This is a genomic window from Streptomyces collinus (genome assembly GCF_031348265.1).
Lineage (GTDB): Bacteria > Actinomycetota > Actinomycetes > Streptomycetales > Streptomycetaceae > Streptomyces > Streptomyces collinus.
Map to the genome: position 1 here is coordinate 2,731,420 of NZ_CP133771.1, position 17,695 is coordinate 2,749,114.

The 17,695-nt window shown below is 73.0% G+C and carries 14 protein-coding genes; 9 read left to right on the forward strand and 5 right to left on the reverse strand.

Translation table 11 applies throughout. The annotated features are described in order from the left end of the window. Positions 1-236 precede the first annotated feature (236 nt). The gene (locus RFN52_RS12320; protein ID WP_184845960.1) at positions 237-1,637 is read left to right on the forward strand and encodes an FAD-dependent monooxygenase; all 1,401 of its coding nucleotides are present in this window, start codon (positions 237-239) and stop codon (positions 1,635-1,637) included. 79 nt (positions 1,638-1,716) lie between these two features. On the opposite strand, the gene RFN52_RS12325 is transcribed toward RFN52_RS12320, so the two are convergent. From RFN52_RS12325 to RFN52_RS12335, 3 genes are all read right to left on the reverse strand, one after another. Continuing rightward, positions 1,717-2,565 (reverse strand): SMP-30/gluconolactonase/LRE family protein, encoded by an 849-nt coding sequence (locus RFN52_RS12325; protein WP_184845961.1) that lies wholly within the window; start codon positions 2,563-2,565, stop codon positions 1,717-1,719. Further along, a complete protein-coding gene (locus tag RFN52_RS12330; RefSeq protein WP_184845962.1) occupies positions 2,562-3,335 on the reverse strand; it encodes an IclR family transcriptional regulator in 774 nt (257 codons plus the stop codon). The genes RFN52_RS12325 and RFN52_RS12330 overlap by 4 nt, the downstream gene beginning before the upstream one ends. A 188-nt stretch (positions 3,336-3,523) precedes the next feature. Continuing rightward, entirely contained in the window at positions 3,524-4,483 is a 960-nt protein-coding gene (locus RFN52_RS12335; protein ID WP_184845963.1) for a trypsin-like serine peptidase, read from the reverse strand. 315 nt (positions 4,484-4,798) lie between these two features. Here RFN52_RS12335 and RFN52_RS12340 point away from each other — a divergent pair, with 315 nt between their 5' ends. Then, positions 4,799-6,415, forward strand: a complete 1,617-nt coding sequence (locus tag RFN52_RS12340) for a M6 family metalloprotease domain-containing protein (protein WP_184845964.1) — start codon at positions 4,799-4,801, stop codon at positions 6,413-6,415. Between the two features lie 21 nt (positions 6,416-6,436). Then, a complete protein-coding gene (locus tag RFN52_RS12345; protein WP_184845965.1) occupies positions 6,437-6,742 on the forward strand; it encodes a hypothetical protein in 306 nt (101 codons plus the stop codon). A gap of 9 nt (positions 6,743-6,751) precedes the next feature. Here the strand turns inward: RFN52_RS12345 and RFN52_RS12350 are convergent, their stop codons facing one another. Together RFN52_RS12350 and RFN52_RS12355 are read right to left on the reverse strand one after the other, a co-directional pair. After that, on the reverse strand, positions 6,752-8,011 hold the full coding sequence (locus tag RFN52_RS12350) for a PucR family transcriptional regulator (protein ID WP_184845966.1): 1,260 nt from the start codon (positions 8,009-8,011) through the stop codon (positions 6,752-6,754). A 2-nt stretch (positions 8,012-8,013) separates the two neighbouring features. Next, positions 8,014-8,166: a hypothetical protein gene (locus RFN52_RS12355; protein ID WP_167345865.1), complete on the reverse strand. Its 153-nt coding sequence runs from the start codon at positions 8,164-8,166 to the stop codon at positions 8,014-8,016. Positions 8,167-8,380: 214 nt separating this feature from the next. Here RFN52_RS12355 and pgfA point away from each other — a divergent pair, with 214 nt between their 5' ends. The 6 genes from pgfA to RFN52_RS12385 all read left to right on the forward strand — a co-directional run bounded on the left by pgfA (position 8,381) and on the right by RFN52_RS12385 (position 17,684). Beyond that, positions 8,381-9,376 carry a cell envelope lipid trafficking protein PgfA gene (gene pgfA, locus RFN52_RS12360; protein ID WP_184845967.1) on the forward strand — a complete coding sequence of 332 codons (996 nt, stop codon included), beginning with the start codon at positions 8,381-8,383 and terminating at the stop codon, positions 9,374-9,376. Between the two features lie 218 nt (positions 9,377-9,594). Beyond that, positions 9,595-10,746, forward strand: a complete 1,152-nt coding sequence (locus RFN52_RS12365) for a glycosyltransferase family 4 protein (RefSeq protein WP_184845969.1) — start codon at positions 9,595-9,597, stop codon at positions 10,744-10,746. A gap of 56 nt (positions 10,747-10,802) precedes the next feature. After that, on the forward strand, positions 10,803-11,528 hold the full coding sequence (locus RFN52_RS12370) for a class I SAM-dependent methyltransferase (protein ID WP_184853867.1): 726 nt from the start codon (positions 10,803-10,805) through the stop codon (positions 11,526-11,528). Next, positions 11,525-15,697: an alpha-(1->3)-arabinofuranosyltransferase gene (locus RFN52_RS12375; protein ID WP_184845971.1), complete on the forward strand. Its 4,173-nt coding sequence runs from the start codon at positions 11,525-11,527 to the stop codon at positions 15,695-15,697. Before RFN52_RS12370 ends, RFN52_RS12375 begins: the two co-directional genes overlap by 4 nt. Next, positions 15,694-16,941 (forward strand): condensation protein, encoded by a 1,248-nt coding sequence (locus tag RFN52_RS12380; RefSeq protein WP_184845973.1) that lies wholly within the window; start codon positions 15,694-15,696, stop codon positions 16,939-16,941. The genes RFN52_RS12375 and RFN52_RS12380 overlap by 4 nt, the downstream gene beginning before the upstream one ends. Next, positions 16,938-17,684 carry a class I SAM-dependent methyltransferase gene (locus RFN52_RS12385; RefSeq protein WP_184845975.1) on the forward strand — a complete coding sequence of 249 codons (747 nt, stop codon included), beginning with the start codon at positions 16,938-16,940 and terminating at the stop codon, positions 17,682-17,684. Before RFN52_RS12380 ends, RFN52_RS12385 begins: the two co-directional genes overlap by 4 nt. Positions 17,685-17,695: the final 11 nt, after the last annotated feature.

Genomic DNA, 17,695 nt, shown 5'->3' on the forward strand with positions numbered 1-17,695 from the left:
CGGGTGCCGGGTCCGGCAGCGGCCGGTGCCCGTGGTATCCGGCGGATTGCACGGACGAGACCCGCGCGGGGGCCGCGCACGGTACGTGAAGGTACGGTGAGAGCCGTCCGGAACGAGGCCTGTATGGCTCGAAACCGGTGCCGGCGGACGGGTGTTGTGCGCCGCGCGGCTTTTGCCGGACGACGGGGAATGCCCTCAGGGCAAAGGAGCCTTCATGGCTGAGTGCGGGGAGTCGCATGTCGCGTAGAGCTGTCGTCATCGGTGCGGGTCTGGCCGGCATGCTGGCCGCGGCGGCCCTGTCCGCCGTCGCGGACGAGGTGGTCGTGCTCGACCGCGACGACCTGCCCGAGGGGCCGGAGCACCGCAAGGGCCTGCCGCAGGGACGTCACGCGCATCTCCTCATGGCCGGCGGTCTGGCCCCCATGGAGGAGCTGGTGCCGGGCGTGAGCATGCGCAAGCACCTGCTCGCCGCCGGTGCGCACGAGATTCCGCTCGGCTCGGGCATGGTCGCGCTGACGCCCGAGGGCTGGTTCCGGCGCTGGCGTCACCCCGGACCGCGGATGCTGACCTGCACCCGGGCGCTGCTCGACTGGGCGGTGCGGGGGGCTGTGCTGGACAGCACCGGGGTGGTGATCCGCAAGGCACGGGTGCTGGAGCTGACGGGGTCGCGGCAGCGGGTGACCGGGGTCCGCCTCTCGACCGCCGCCGGGGAGGAGGACCTCGCCGCCGACTTCGTGGTGGACGCGAGCGGACGCGGCTCACGGATCGTGAACTGGCTGGCGGCGCTGGGCGTCGACGACGTGCGCGAGAAGACGGTGGACGCCGGCCTGGTGAACGCCACCCGCCTCTACCGCACTCCCGAGGGGGCCGGGCGTTTCCCCCTGACCATGGTGCAGGCCGATCCGTACCAGGGGCGGCCCGGCCGCAGCGGCATGGTGCTGCCGATCGAGGGCGACCGCTGGATGGTCAGCCTCGCCGGCACGCGGGGCGGCGGCGAACCGCCGTCCGATCCGGACGCGTTCCTCCGGTACACCCTGGACCTGCCCGACCCCATCGTGGGCCGGCTGATCTCCGGCGCGGAACCGCTCACCGACGTCCATGTCAGCCGCAGCACCAGCAATCACCGCCGGTATCTGGAGAAGGTCCGCTCCTGGCCCGACCGCCTCGTCGTCCTCGGTGACGCGCTGGCCACGTTCAACCCCGCCTACGGCCAGGGCATGTCGGTGGCCGCGCTGGGCGCCCGGGAGCTGGACCGCGAGCTGCGGCGGTCCGGCCTCGGCGAGCCCGGGCTCGCCCGGCGGGTGCAGCGGCGGGTGGCCAGGCCGGTGGAGTCCGCGTGGACGATGGCGGTGAGCCAGGACGTCTGGTACCCCGGGACGCGTGGGGGCTCGCCCGGGGTCGCCGACCGGCTGGTCACCGCCTACACCCGCCGCATGATCCGCACGGCGACCGGCTCGTACACGGCGGCGTCGGCGGTCTGGGACGTGATGAGCATGACGACGGGGCCGGCCAGGCTGCTCCGGCCCTCGACGGTCCTGGCGACGCTGAGCGGGCCGCCGTTGCCCGCGGCGGTGGGGGCGCCGCTGACGGAGGACGAGCGGGCGGTGCTGCGGCGCCTGGACCGCACGGGAGACTGAGGCAGGGGCGGTCCGGCCCTCCCCCGTCCGCGTACGCACGCGGGCGGGAGTCCCGGGGGCCCGGCCGCCCCGTCCCGCGTCAGCCGGCGAACGCGGGCTGCGCCAGTCCCTTGCCCGCCCCGGGCACCACGAACAGGGAGCCCGCCAGTGCGGGCGGCCCGGTCAGCCCCGTACGGGCCGTGGTGATGTACAGGTCGGTCAGGTCGGGCCCGCCGAACGCGCAGGCCGTCACCAGCGACACCGGCAGCTCGATCACCCGGTCCAACTCACCGCCGGGGGTGTACCGCCGCACCGCCGAGCCCTGCCACAGGGCGACCCACACGCACCCCTCGGCGTCCACGGTCAGCCCGTCCGGGAAGCCCGCGCCCTCCTCGATGACGGTGAGGGTCCGCCGGCCGGAGATCCGCCCGTCCGCGTAGTCGAAGACGTCGACCCGCCGGGTCGGGGAGTCGATGTAGTACATGAGCCGCCCGTCGGGGCTCCACCCCGTGCCGTTGCTGACGGCGACGTCGTCGAGCACGGCCTCCACGGTGCCGCCGCCGGTGACGCGGGACAGCGTGCCGCCCCCCGGCGCCTCGTCGTAGCGCATGGTGCCCGCCCACAGCGCGCCGTCGGGCGCGATCGCGGCGTCGTTGGCGCGGCGGCCCGGGACCGGCTCGTGGTGGAGCCAGCGGAAGCTGTCGTCCGGGTCGAGGAGGCCGATCCCGTCGCGCAGGTTCAGCACCAGGCCGCCGCCGGCGCGCGGCTTGACGGCGCCGATGTGCTGTTCCGTGCGGCGGACGGTGCGGCGCCCGGTGGCCGGGTCGTAGGTGTGCATGCGGGAGCCGAGGATGTCGATCCACAGCAGCCGGCCGGCCGTCGCGTCCCAGGTGGGTCCCTCGCCGAGCTCGGCCTCGGCCCGCACCGCGACGTCGTACGGCATCGTCATGCCATGCTCCGGTGACCGAGGTGCTCGGACAGCTCGGCGGCGCCCTTGACGGCGAGCTGCTCCAGCTCGGCGCGGCGCTCCTCGCTCCAGCGGATCATGGGCACGGAGATCGACAGGGCGGCGACGACCTGCCCGGTGCGGTCGCGGACCGGCGCGGCCACGCAGGACACGTCCGGGTTGGACTCGCGGTTCTCCACGGCGAGGCCCCGCTCACGGATCTCGGCAAGGGCCTCGCGCAGCGCGCCCGGGTCGGTGATGCTGTTGGGGGTCATCGCGACCAGCCGGGCGCTGTCCGGGATGCGCGCGGTGAGCTCCGGCTCGGGAAGGGAGGCCAGCAGCATCTTGCCGACGGAGGTGCAGTGGGCGGGCAGCCTGCGGCCGGCCGCCGACACCATCCGCACGGCGTGCGTGGAGTCGACCTTGGCGATGTAGATGACGTCCGTGTCCTCCAGAATCGCCACGTGGACGGTCTCGTCGCAGGTCTCGGCGACGGTCCGGGCGACCTGCTGGCCCTCGGCCGCGAGGTCGAGCTGCTCGGAGTAGCGGGCACCGAGCTGGTACGGACGTACGCCGAGCCGGTAGCGTCCGGGCTGACCGGGCATCGGGACGATGTACTTCCGGGCGGCGAGCGTGGTCACCAGCTCGTGCACGGTGGTGCGCGGCAGCTGGAGCTTGCGCACGATGTCGGGGGCGGAGAGCGTCCCGTCCCCGTCGAGGAAGAGCTCCAGAATGTCGAGAGCCCGGGTCACGGCTGGTACGAGGCGTCCCACGACCGGCCCCCTCCCTAATATGTCTCAGGCGCCTGCGTTCGAGATTTCAACAGGCGATCGGCATGACGAACACAGGCTAGCCATAGAGGTATGTCCGGGCAATGGGCAGAGGCACGCAATGGGCAGACGCACACCGGCAGGAGCCGCGTTCCTGCGGCGGCTCCTGCCGGTGCACAGGGGGGCCGTCGTCAGGGGAAGTCGGCCCTGGCCTTGTTCACGAGACGGGTGAGGTTGTTGCCGCCGGCTATGGCGTTGTAGTTGCCGCCGAGGCCGCCGCCGGCACCGGCGCTGGCCACGCCGACCACGAAGGGCCCCTCGTTCCAGAAGCCGAAGACCGGACTGCCCGACATGCCCTTGAGGAAGTCGCCGGTCTTGGTGATCAGCATGCGGCCGCCGCCGAGGTCGAAGTCGTCCTCGTCGAGGAAGAAGCCGGTCTGGAAGTTCGCCGCCGTGGAGTGGATGATCCGCTCGTAGGCGATGTTGAACCAGTTCGCGGTCTCGTTGTCCCAGCCGGAGTCGTAGGTGCGGCAGCCGAAGAAGCCGAAGCCGTCACCGAGCCGCCTGTCGAGCATGACCACCGCGTAGTCGTCGTCGGCGTTGCTGTACGTCACGTCCACGATGTGCTCGTAGGCCATGATGTGGGTGCCGCCCGCGCTCGCGAGCTGGGTGGAGCCCTGGACGAGGCTCACGGAGACGGTGAGCGCCTGCCAGTCGATGACGTGGCTGGCGGTCAGGACGTGCCGCGGGCCGATCAGGGCGCCGGAGCCGCTCCCGGAGCCCGAGGACACGTTGCAGGCCAGCACCCAGGGGAAGGACCGGTCGTCGTAGACGCGCCGGCCGTCGGGGTTGAAGACCAGGAGCGGTTCCAGTTCCTGCCCGGCGAAGACGAGCTGGGGAGGTTCGCCGACCTGGAAGCGGTTCGGTTCGAAGCTGATGCCGTCCTGGTGGTCCGGCATCGACGGCTGGAGGTCGGCGGCCGGCTGAGCCCCGGCCGCCGGGGTCTTCACGGGCACCACCGTCGACTTGGGCAGCTCGACGGGCTTGAGGCCGTTGGGGTCGGGGACCTGGTGCTGGGGAACGTGCAGGGGGGAGGTGCGGATCTCCGCTGCGGAGAGCGGAGGGCGGTTCGAATCCGGGATGCCAGGCATGAGGGTGCTCCACGGAGAGTGTGCCGGTGGAGGGGCGCGGGGTGACGCGTGCGAGGGTCCGCGCCTGCGGGGGACCGGGGGGCGCCCCGATGAAGTTGAACGTTGTGCCGTCCTGTTGGGGACTTCGCGCGGGCGGCAGGCCCGGCGCTCCCTTCCATCAAACCTCGTTTTCGCCCGCCCCGCACACGCACACCGGGGGCCGTACGGCGGGGAGATGAGCCCGCGTTCGCGTGGGCCGGGGACTGCGGTTGCGGCGGCCCGGGGCGCGTGCGTGACTGGCACCGACCCCACTTTCCCGCATCGAGGGGCACCATCATGTCCGATCACCTCACCCACCCCACCGGCGCCGTCTGGTCCGACTTCTGCGCCGTGTCCCCCAGTCCCGAACTGCGCGAGCGGTTCCAGGAAGAGCGGCAGCGCGTCGAGTCCGCCTCGTCGCTCGGCGGCCGGTTCGTCATGGGCGGCGGGCCGCGCTACCCCGGTCTCGACGACGGCATGATCAAGCCGGCCCACGAGTACCCCATCGGCACTCCGCGTGAGTCCATCGCCGCCGCGGCGGCCGAACGCGCCCCGCTCACCGGTGCCGTGCGCGTGGTCGTCATCCTCGCCGACTTCTCCGACAAGGAGATGACGGCCGGTCAGGCGCACTTCGAGAAGCTGTTCTTCTCCCTCGGCGCCATGGAGCACGGCAGCGTCCGGGAGTACTTCCGGGAAGTGACGCACGGTCTGGTCGACATCGTCGGCGAGGTCGTCGGCCCCGTGCGGCTGCCGCAGAAGCTCTCCTGGTACGCGAACGGCAACTTCGGCATCGGCCGTCCCTCCGGGGACCCCAGGGCGCACTTCATGGCCCGGGACACCGCGGTCACCGCCGACCCGCAGATCAACTACGCGCCGTACGACAACGACGGCAACGGCTTCGTCGACGCCTTCATCGTCGTGCACGCGGGCCGGGGCGGCGAGGTCACAGGCGACCCCGGGGACATCTGGTCGCACAAGTGGGTCCTGCCGAGCGCCTACAACGCGGACGGTGCGCGGATCTTCGCCTACCTGACCATTCCCGAGGACGCGAAGATCGGTGTGTGCGCCCATGAGCTGGGCCACCTCGTGTTCGGCTTCCCGGACCTGTACGACATCGACGGCACGTCGGAGGGCGTCGGCAACTGGTGCCTGATGGGCGGCGGTTCGTGGGGGCTCGGTGGCGACCGGCCGACCCACCCGTCGGCCTTCTGCAAGGTCGACCAGGGCTGGGCGACGGTGGTCAACGTCACCGGCCCGGCCAGCCTCTCGCTGCCCGACGTGAAGAACAGCCACCAGGTGCACCGGCTGTGGACCGGCGGGCTGCCCGGCAGCGAGTACTTCCTGCTGGAGAACCGGCAGCAGACCGGCTACGACGCCTCGCTGCCCGCGTCCGGGCTCCAGATCTGGCACATCGACGCGCACCAGCCGGACAACTCCGACGAGACCCACTACATGGTGGGCCTGGTGCAGGCCGACGACGCGCAGGACCTGGAGCACGCAACGAACCGCGGTGATCCCGGCGACCCCTACCCCGGAAGCACCAACAACACCGCCTTCGGTCCGGCGACCGCCCCGAGTTCGCACTCCCACGCGGGCGCCCCGACCGGCGTCTCCGTCACCGGCATCTCCGCGTCCGGCCCCACCATGACGGCCACCGTCGACGTCACCGTGCCGGGCCCCGTCCACCTGCCCGTCCACGCCGGTGCGTCACGTGCGGAACCGGCCGCCGAGACCGGTCTGCCCGAGATGGTCCACGCCCTCCGGGCCCGGCTGGAGGCGCTGGAGCAGACGGTGGATGAGGCGCGCAGGCCAAAGCCGCTCGCCGCGGCCGGCTCGCAACCGGAGTTCAACGGCACGCCGGCCCCGGTGAAGGAGACCGTCGGCGGCAGGCTCCACACCTATCGCCGGCCGTAGGAGACACCCGGAGGTGACCTCATGGTGCAGGCGATCGAGAACCTCACCGCGCTGACCACCCGCCTGGTCACCTCGCAACCCCATCCGCGGCTGAAGGGCTGGGACCGGCTGGTCGTCGACGTGCTCGACGCCCGGCCGGTCGCCGGCCGGGCCGACCTGCTGTCCCGGTACGTGGGCGGGCGCCTGGAACTCGCGGTGCCCGGCGCACTGGTGGCGGGCCTGCCGCCGGGGACCGTCATCCGGCTCAGGGCGAAGCTCGCCGGAGGCCACGCGATGGCCGAGAAGCAGCCGCCGCCGGGCACGTTCGTGACCGAGCCGCCCCGCTGAGAGAGGCGCTCAGGCCCGCCCCCGCCGCCGCCCCCGCACCCCTCCCAGCTCTCCCCTCAACCGCTGTGCGCGCAGCACCAGTTCCAGTTCGAAGCGGCGGTCGGGGTCGTCGATCTCGTCGCCCCACAGTTCGCGGATCTGGCGCAGGCGGTAGCGGACCGTCTGGGGGTGGACGCCTAGGCGGGTGGCCACCTCCGGGGCGCCGCCGCGGGTTTCCAGCCAGGCCAGGAGGGTCTCGGCGAGGCGCCGGCCGTGGGTGGGGCCGCAGTGGGTCAGGGGGGCCAGGCACCTCAGGGCCAGGTCGTCGATGAGTTCCTCGGGCTGGAGGAGGACCAGGGCCTCGGTGTGTTCGGTGCAGTAGAGGACCTCGCCGGAGGGGAGGAGGTCCCGTTCCATCAGGCGGACCGCCGCCTCCGCCCAGCGCAGGGACTTGGCCGCTTCGGTGAGCGGGACCGGTGGGCCGATCGCGCCGGACCAGCCGGCCAGGGCCCGGTGCATGAGCTCGGAGCGGCCCGCCGCGTCCGGCTCGGGCACGACCATGCGGGGCTGCTCGTACTCCATGTCCAGCAGGACGCCCTGGCCGACCGCGGGGGCCATCGCCTCGCGGGCGGGGCGGAGCAGGACGCCGACCGCGACCTTCGCCGGTAAGGGCCAGCCGATCCGGGCGGCGCGTTCGGTCAGGGCCTCGGAGGGGTCGCCGCGGTGGTGCTCGGCGAGGAGCAGTTCCATGAGGCGGCGTTGCAGGCGCAGGCGTTCGCCGGCCTGGCGGGCCGCGGCCTCGGCGTAGCCGCGTACGGACTGGTCGACCAGGCCGTCGAGGTACTCGTAGCCGGCGTCGACGAGTTCGTACATCGCCGGGGGCGGGATCTCCACGCGCTGGCCGATGTCGGCGAAGCGCCGCCAGGCCAGCCGTACGCCCATGCGGTAGATGGCCTGGAGGGAGTCGAGGGAGCGCCCGTTGAGGCCCTCGCCCCGGCCGAAGTCCTGGAAGACTCCGGGCGGGACGGTCGGGCGTCCCTCCGAGTGCTCCAGGTGCTGCACGAACACCTCGATGGCGCGGCGGATGCCGACCAGGGCCATCGGCTCGCCGGAGTCGTCGAGGACGACGGGCAGATGCGGGTACTCCCGCTGGATCTCGCGGAGGATCTCCTCGGCGAGGGCGGGCGCCTCGGCCATGGCGATCGCGGCGAACCGGCGTACCTGGAAGCGCGGTACCTCGTGCCAGGCCGAGCGCGTCGAGAGGGCGGCTGCGGTGCGGGCGGCCGTCACGGTCAACTCCCCTGGTCCGTTTGCTCGTACGTGATCAGCGGGGTGTTCGGTTGGTCGGGTGTGGCTTCGAGCAGCGCGACGACGCCCAGCGCGGCGCCCACGGCGAGGGCGGCGGCGAGCGCGACGGTCAGCGCGGCAGCGAGCAGTCTCGACATCGCAGGGTCAGCCTCTCTGTCCGGATTCATCCGGAGATCGTCCGGAGGTTTCCCCACCCCGGCGTCCCGTCCCTGCCTGTCGCGCCCAGTCTCGACAAGCATTGACACCCCGTCAAGAGCCGCCTACGGTTCCCGGCCCAACCGCACGTGCGCATTCCGCCGCCGTGCCGGCCCTCTCGTACGTCGAGCCGTCCCAAGCCACTGGAGTGCCCGGATGCGCCGTACAACCTCTCCCTTTTCCCTGGTCCTGCTGGGTCTCGGTACGTTCCTGCTGGTGCTGGCGCCCCTGCTCGCCTGGTACGTGGAGCCCCGTGCAGCGGTGAACCCGATCGACATCGACACGACCGCCGTGTACACCGGCCGGGGCAGCGTGTTCGACACTGACCGGATCGAGACGGTGCCCGGCCGGAAGATCACCGTGACCCAGCGGGTGCGGGGCAACGTCGAGGACAGCGAACGCAGCGGCAACGCCGTCTGGGACGTGACGACCACGGTCGACACCGACAAGTCGCTGCCGGCCGCCGATCCGCACGACGCGCTGGACTTCGTGCCGCACCGCTGGGTGATGGACCGGAAGACCACACGGCCGGTGCACTGCTGCGGCGAGAAGCCCTACATCGAGGGCGAGGCGTACCTGAAATTCCCCTTCGACGTGCAGAAACGCTCCTACCAGTGGTGGGACAACACCCTCGGCGACACGGTCGTGCTGCGCTACCGGGGCACCGCGAAGATCCAGGGCTACACGGGCTACAAGTTCACCGGCTCCGTGCCGCCGACCAGGACCGGCACGCGTATGGTGCCCGGCAGCCTCGTCGACCAGAAGAACCGGCCGCAGGTGCTGGCCGAGGAGTGGTACTCCAACCACGGCTTCGAACTGGTCGTGGACCAGGCGACGGGCCGCGTGATCTACGCGCAGACCGGTCCGAAGCGGACCCTGCGGGCGCCGGGCGGGAAGAAGGACGCGGCGGTGCTGCTGGACAGCCGGAAGGTCTCGTTCACGACGGCGACGCAGAAGGAAGCGGTGCGGCAGGCGAAGCGGGACAGCGGGCAACTGCGGATGGTGGGCACGACGCTGCCGATCGGAGCGGCCGTGGGGGGCTTCGTGCTGGCGGTGGTGGGTGGCGTTCTCGTGGCGCGTGGGCGGAAGGAGCCGGAGAGCCCCGTTCCGGCCGATACGTCCGGTACGCCCCAGCCCACCCTCACGATGTGATGTGACGTCAGGTCCAACAAAGCCGGAAATTGTCACGCCGGTGAGTAGCCGTGGCGAACGTCCGGGCGAAAACTGTCCAACCCCACCCGAGCACATCCCGTCCACACTCCCCTCCCAGGAAGAGCTCAGGCTCCGCACAGACCGACCCCCTGTGACGACCACACCCCCCACGTTTTCCCCACGCTGAGTTCCGCACCCCAACACGAGTTGGAGCACCCATGCCCCAGCACGTACCGTCCCGGCTGCGTGCCGCGCTCCCCAGTGCGTCGCAGCCCCTTTCGGCGCTCCCCCCACACCCGCGCCGGATCGTTTTTCTCGCCCATCGTGATCTGGACAACCCGTCCGCCGGCGGCTCCGAGCTGCTGGTCGACCGACTCGCCGACGGACTGACCCGGCTGGGTCACCAGGTGACCCTGCTGTGCGGAGGGCCGGCCGCCTTCCGCGACTACCGGGTCGTCTCCGCCGGCGGCCCTTACGGCCACTATCTGCGCGCCCGGTCGGCCTTCACCCGGCAGATCGGCGACTGCGACCTGCTGGTCGAGGTGTGCAACGGCATGCCCTACCTGGCGCCGCTGTGGCACCGGGGGCCGACGCTGACCCTGGTCAACCACGTCCACACGGACCTGTGGCCGATGCGCTTCGGCGGGCCGCTGGCCCCGGCGGCGCGGATCGGCCGAAGACTCGAACACTGGGCACTGACCGGGGCGCAGCAGCGGAGTCTGCTCGTCGCCGTGTCCTCCTCGACCGCGCACGCCCTGCGGGCGATCGGCGTCGAGCGGGACCGGATCCGGGTCGTGCACAACGGAGTCGAGGAACCGGGGCCGAGGGCCGAGCGTTCGCCGGAGCCGTTGTTCGTCGCCGTCGGACGGCTCGTCGAGTACAAGCGGATCGATCTGCTGCTGCGGCTGTGGGAGCGGGTACGGCCGGTGACCGGCGGGCGCCTGGTGATCGTCGGGGACGGGCCCGAACGAGGCCGTCTGGAGCAACTGGCCGGGCCCGGCGTCGAGTTCACCGGATATGTCTCCGAAGCCGAGAAGCACCGGCTGCTGTGTGCGGCCTGGCTGCTGCTGCACCCGTCCGCCGTGGAGGGGTGGGGGCTGGTGGTGACGGAGGCCGCGGCCCGTGAGACGCCTGCCGTCGCCTTCGACGTGCCGGGGCTCAAGGACTCCGTGGTCGACGGTGAGACCGGCGTCCTCGCGCGGGGCGAGTCCTCCTTCGCCGCGGCGTGGTGCGCGCTCGCCCTCTCCGGGCGACGGCGGGAGCTGATGGGGAAGGCGGCGCGGGAGCGGGCTGCGCAGTTCCGGTGGGACCGGACGGTGCGGCAGTTCAGGGCGGTCGCCACGGAGGCGGTGAGGAGCTGGGCTCCGTGAAGCCGCCCACGCGCCCGCACGGCGGACCCGCAGACCTCTCAGCCCCCGGCCCCTCTGTGCGCGACCCCTCGTTCCGGAGGTCCCTCGCCCTGTTCCGTGCCTTCCTCCACGAGCAGGACGATCCCGAGGCCTGCTACTCGCTGCTCGCCCGCGACGCCGTCGACCAGGTCGAGTCCTACGACGGGCCGGTCGCCGGGCGTACCGTGCTCGACGTCGGTGGCGGCGGCGGGTACTTCACCGGGGAGTTCCGGCGCCGCGGGGCGAACGCGTTCCTCTTCGAGCCCGACCTGGCCGAGCTCGGTGAGAAGCCCCCCGACTCGGCCGTCGTCGCCGACGGGTACCTGCTGCCCGTGCGCGACGGCGCCGCCGACGTCACCTTCTCCTCCAACGTGCTGGAGCACGTGGCCGATCCGGAGACGTTCCTCAGTGAGCTGGCCCGGGTGACGCGGCCCGGCGGGCTGATCTACGTGTCGTTCACCAACTGGCTGTCGCCGTGGGGCGGGCACGAGTGGGCCCCCTGGCACTACTTCGGCGCCGACCGGGCCCGGGCCCGCTACCTGCGGCGGACCGGCAGGCCGGCCAAGCACACCCTCGGCGAGAACCTGTTCGCCGTGCACATCGGCTCCACCCTGCGGCAGGTGCGGGCCCGGGACGACGTCACGGTCGTCTCGGCGCGCTCCCGCTACTGGCCGTTCCTCGCGGAGGCCGTCGTCAAGGCGCCCGGCATCCGCGAGTTCGCCACCTGGAACCTCCTCCTCATTCTGCGGCGGTGTCCTACATGACAACCACGGTCCAGGCTCCTCCCCCGGCAGCCGTCCCCACCTCCGCGACCACCGCGGGCCCGCCCGACGGCCCGCGGTCGCGGCGCTGGCTGCTGGGTTTCTGGGCCGTGGTGTTCGTGTTGTTCCTCGTGGTGCAACCCGGGCGGCAGACCTTCGACACCAAGCTCGGTGTCACGGTCGACCCGGGGCAGTTCCTCGCCGATCTGGGCCAGTTGTGGCACGACCGGGCCGGGTTCGGCGGGATCCAGGACCAGTACGTCGGCTATCTGTGGCCGATGCTGCCGTTCTACTGGCTGTGCGACCTCGTGCGGCTGCCGGTGTGGCTGGCGGAGCGGCTGTGGCTGTCGCTGATCGTGTCCGTCGCCTTCTGGGGGGCGCTGCGGCTGGCGGAGCGGCTGCGGGTGGGGAGCGGGACGTCCCGGCTGCTGGGCGCGGTGGCGTACGCGCTGTGGCCGGTGTTCACGACCGTCATCGGGTCGACGTCGGCCGCCGCGCTGCCGGGGGCGTTCCTGCCGTGGGCGCTGCTGCCGCTGACGAACGAGCGGTACGCCGCCCGGGTCGCGGCCCTGCGGTCGGCGCTGCTCGTGCCGTTCATGGGCGGGGTGAACGCGTCGGCGACCCTGGCGTCGCTGCTGCCGGTCGGGCTGTACCTGCTGTCCCGGCCGCCCGGGCCGCGGCAGCGCAAGCTGATCGCCTGGTGGGCACCCGCCGTGATCGTGGTGACGGCCTGGTGGTGGGTGCCGCTGCTGCTGCTCGGCGTCTACGGCGAGAACTTCCTCCCCTATATAGAGACCTCGCAGACGACGACGGACACCATGGCGGCGACCGAGGCGCTGCGCGGGGCCGGCAACTGGGTCGCCTATCTGCACCTCGGTGAGGCGTGGCTGCCGGCCGGCTGGGCCGTGGCCTCCTCCGTGATCGTGATCCTCTGCTCGGCGCTCGCGGCCGGACTCGGGCTGGCCGGACTCGCCCGGCGGGACATGCCCGAGCGGCGGTGGCTGGTGCTGACGGTGCTCGTGGCCGCGGCAGTGCTGCTCGCCGGGTACGGCGGGGCGTTCGGGGCGCCGTTCCACGGGGTCGTGCAGGGCTGGCTGGACGGGTGGCTGTCGCCGTTCAGGAACATCTACAAGTTCCAGACCGGTGTGGCGCTGGCGCTCGTGCTGGGTCTGGCGCATCTGGTGGGCGTGGCCTCCGAGCCGCGCGGGGCCCGGCAGGTGCGCGGCCGGCGCTTCGCCCCGCTGATCGCGGCCGTGCTGATCCTGCCGGGGCTGCTGTGGCCCTACCTCAACGGCTCGATCCTCAACCCGGGTTCCTTCCAGAAGCTCCCCACCTACTGGCAGGCCACCGCCGACTGGCTGGAGAAGTACTCGCCCGACTCGCGCGCCCTGGTCGTCCCGGCGACCGCGCACGGCGTCTACTCCTGGGGCTCCCCCATCGACCAGCCGCTCGACGTGCTCGCCGAGTCGCGGTGGGCGCAGCGCGACTACGTGCCGTTCGGCACGCCCGGCAACCGGCGTGCCATGGACGCCGTCGAGCAGGCGCTGCTGTCCGGCTCCCACGTGCCGGGGCTCGCCGACTACTTGAGCAGGGCCGGGCTGTACTACGTCGTCGTACGCAACGACCTCGACCCCGACCAGATCGGCCATGTGCCCACCGCGACCGTCAAGCGCACCCTGGAGCAGTCGGGGTACGAGCGGGTGACGGGGCTCGGGCCGGTGATGACCGGCGGCCGGATCGCGCAGGACGCGCCGCTCCAGGTGGAGGGGCTGTACCCGCGGCAGCGGGCCGTGGAGATCTACCGGCCGACGGGTGAGGACGTGGTCCGGCCCGGGCAGGCCGGGCTCGCCCCGGTCGCCGACACGGCCGTGGTGTCCGGCGGGCCCGAGGCGCTGCTGCCGCTGGCGGAGCGGCTGCGCGGGCGGGCGAGCGTCCTGACCGGCGACAACCATCCCGGGCTCGGCACGCCGGCCGTGCAGGTGGTGGGTGACGGGCTGCGGCGGGCGGACACCCGGTTCGGGCTGGTCAACGCCGGTACGTCGTACACGTACACGCGTGACGAGCGCAACGCGCCTGACGCCCAGCAGGACCCGGGCGAGAAGCCGCGGCAGATCCTGCCCGCCGAGGGCGTCGATCACCAGACGGTGGCCGAACTGCGCGGCGCCCGCTCGGTGTCGGCGTCCTCGTACGGCAACTGGCTGTTCCACCTCCCGCAGTACGACCCGGTGAACGCCTTCGACGGCAACCCGGGCACCGCGTGGGCGGAGGGCGCGCCGGACACGCCGGACGGGCAGTGGCTGCGCATCGGCTTCACCGGCCCTTACGACATGCCGTCCTCCTTCAAGGTGACGCCGCTGCCGCAGGAGAGCGTGCGGGCGGCGGCCACGAAGGTGCGGGTGGAGACCGAGAAGGGCGAGAAGACCAGCTTCCTCCAGCCGAACGGCAAGACGCAGCGGATCAAGGCGCCCGAGGGTGCGACGGGGTGGATGAAGCTGACGATCGTGGACTCCGTGGAGCGCCGGAGCGGCCTCACCGGCGCCGGCTTCTCCGAGGTCGACCTGCCGGACGTGCAGGTGACCCGGCTGCTGCGGCTCCCGGCGGACGCCGAGAACGCCACGTCGGCCGCGACCGTCGTCTCCCTGCACCGCGCCTCCGACCCGACGGGTCTGTCCGCGACCGGCACCGAGGCCGGATTGCACCGCCGCTTCACGACACCGGCCGCCGGGACGTACGAGGTGAAGGCGAGCGCGGTGCCGGTGCCGGGCGAGGAATTCGACGAGCTGCTTTACGAGGTGGCACCCGAGCAGCAGGCCCGGATCGTCGCCACCGCCGACTCCACGGCACGCCTCGGCGCGGGCCTCACGGCACGCAACCTCACCGACGGCGATCTGACGACGGCGTGGATCGCGGGCGACCGGCCGACGATCCACCTGCGCTGGGAGGGCAAGCAGCCGGTCGGCGAACTGGTCCTGGCCCCCGCGGGCGGGCTGTCCGCCCGCGCCTCCGAGGTGCACATCAGCTCCCCGGACGGCGCGGCCATCGCCGGCGTCGACGAGAACGGCTGGGTCCGCTTCCCGCCGATCACCACGGACCGGCTCGACATCACGATCACCGAGACGGCCGAGCTGACCCTGCACAACCCGGTCGCCGACGAGGACCTGCGCCTCCCGGTGGGCCTCACGGAGGCCTACCTGCCCTCCCTAGACCAGTACCGCACCCCGCAGCCGGACGGCACCCGGAAGTTCTCCCTGCCGTGCGGCAAGGGCCCGGACGTGGCGCTGGACGGCGAGCTGTACCAGACGAGCGCGAGGGGCACCGTGCGGGATCTGGTGGAGCGCCGGGGCGTGGAGGTGACCCTCTGCCAGGACGGCCGGGGCGACGCCGAGGTGCGGCTCCCCGCCGGAGAGCACCGGCTGGAGGGCGGAGACGCCGGCCCGCTCGCGCTCACGGACGTGACGCTGACCCGCGGCACGGTCCCCGAGACCGCGGCAGCCGGGCGTGACCTGCGGATCCGGGACTGGCTGGGCGACCGGCGCGCGGTCACGGTCGGCTCGGGCGCCGCCTCGTACCTCACGACGTACGAGAACTTCAACGACGGCTGGAAGGCCACCCTGGACGGCAAGGAGCTGACCCCGGTGCGGCTGGACGGCTGGCAGCAGGGCTGGCGCGTTCCGGCCGGGGCGGGCGGCGACGTCAAGCTGTCCTACGAGCCGGCCACGACGTACGACGCGGCCCTGATCGGCAGCGGCGCCGGCATCGCGGTTCTGCTGGGCCTGGCACTGTGGCGGCGCCGCGCCCCCAGCCCCGACGCGCCCCAGCCGGCCCCGCCGCTGCCCGGCCTGTGGCTCGGCACGGTGGCGCTGACGCTGGTCGGTGTCGTGATCGCGGGCTGGTTCGCCCTGCTGGTGCCGGCGCTGGCGCTGCTCGCCGCCCGGCGGCACACCCTGCTGGTGCCCATCGCCTTCGCCGCCCTGGCCGCAGCCGGGATCGTCGCGGCCTCCGGGGCCGGGGAGCCGGTGGGCGCGGGCGAGGGGGCGTTCGGGCATCTGGCCCAACTGCTGGCGCTGATCGGCCTGTTCGCGGCCCTGGTGAGCCTGCGCGAGCGACCGGCCCCGGAGGCTCCGACCCAACGGCTGCCGAGGACGGAGACGGGGGAGGGCAAACCCGCATGACGGCACCGGTACGCATTCCGTTCCCGGTGGTGGACGAGGTCTCCCGGCACTGCCTCCAGGAGGAGGAGCCTGAGACGGTCCACATCGAGGTCCACCTCCCGGGCCCCCTCGACCGGGCGCGGCTGCGCAAGGCCTTCCTGGAGGCCCTGCACCGGCATCCGCGGATCCTGATGCGGGAGGCGCGGGGGCCGTGGTACCGGCGGCAGTACGAGTGGGAGCTGACGCCGGAGCCGGACGTGGAGGTGGTGACCTTCGCCCCGCCGGGCCCACGAGCCCTGCTGGACGCCCGGACCCGGGCCCTCGCGGCAGCCCCGCCGCTGTCTGCGTCCCCGCCGATACGGCTGGAAGTGGTGGACTCGGTCCTGCTGCTCACCATCAACCACACCGCCCTGGACGGCCCGGCCTGCCTGCGCGTCCTGGCCACGGCCGCCGAGCTGTACGGCGGCCGGGACAACGCCCCGGCGGCGCCCCCGACCCGTCCCGCCGAACCCCGGCAGGAACCCCCCGACACCCCGGCCGGCTGGTCGCCCCCGGCGCGGGTGGCGCACGGCACCCCCGACCCCTCCCCGGGCAACGGCATGCTCGTCGCCGAGCTGCCCCTCCCGCACCGCCCCAAGGGGTCCCCGTACACCGTCAACGACCAGCTCATGGTCACCACGGCCCTCACCATCGCCCACTGGAACCGGGAGCACGGCGCCCGCCCCCGCCCCCTGCGCATCACGATGCCCGTGGACGACCGCCCCCGCGACACCACCATGCCCATCGGCAACGGCACCCGCCTGGTGGAGGTCCCGTACGCGCCAGGGGAACTCGACGTCACCGACATGCCGGCCCTGCTGCGCCGCACCGCGGAGCGGACCCGCGCCCTGAAATCCCTCCCACGCCCCCAACTCGGCCACGGGGCGGCCCTCCTGACCTCCCCCTGGGCACCCGTCACCGCCCGCGCGGCCCTCACCCGCACCCTGCGCCGGGCCGCCGCGCCCTGGACGTCGACGACCCTGCTCAGCAACATCGGCCGCATCCCCTACCCCCTGGACTTCGGCGACGAGGCGGGCCGCGCACACGCGGTCTGGTTCTCCGCGCCCGCCCGCATGCCGCGCGGCCTCACCGTGACCACCGCCTCCACGGCCGGCCGCCTCCATCTGGCCCTGCGCTGGTCGAAGGCCCTGCTCAGCCACGGCGACGGCGCCCACCTCCGCGACCTGTTCGAGCACTACCTGCACACCACGGAGGTGACCCCGTGACGACGCCGACCACCACCGGACCCCCGCCCCGCGACCTGCGCGACTTCTACGAGAACCCCGCCGTCCCGGTCGCCTCCGGCACCCCGCGCAGCCTCCGCCAGGCCCGCATGCTGGCCCGCGCCCTGAACGGCCCGGCGACCGCGGGACCGCAGACGATCCTCGACATCGGCTGCGGGGACGGCACCGCCGCCGCCACCGCCGCCCCGCTCCTGCCCGGCCACCGCGTCATCGGCGTCGACTGGTCCCAGGACGCCCTGCGCCGCGCCCGCACCCGCATCCCGTACGCGGTGCGCGGCGAACTCACCGGCGGCGGGCTGCCGTTCGCCTCCGGGTCGGCCGACGCCGTGCTGTTCAGCGAGGTCGTCGAGCACCTCGTCGACCCCGACGCGGCCCTCGACGAGATCCGGCGGATCCTGCGTCCCGGCGGCCATCTGATGCTGTCCACGCCGAATCTGGCCGCCTGGTACAACCGCGGCCTGCTGCTGGCCGGTGTGCAGCCGGTGTTCTCGGAGGTCAGCCTGCGCGGCATCCACGGCCGCCCGGGCAAGGAGGTCGTGGGACATCTGCGCCTCTACACCGCCCGCGCGCTCAAGGAGTTCGTCGCCGCGTCCGGCTTCACGGTCGAACGGCTGGAAGGGGCTCCCTTCCACGGCGTGCCGCGCCCGCTGCGCCCGCTGGACCGGCTGGCCTGCGCCCGGCCGCAGCTCGCGTCGATCCTGCTGCTGCACGCCAGGAGGACGTAGCCCATGTGGTG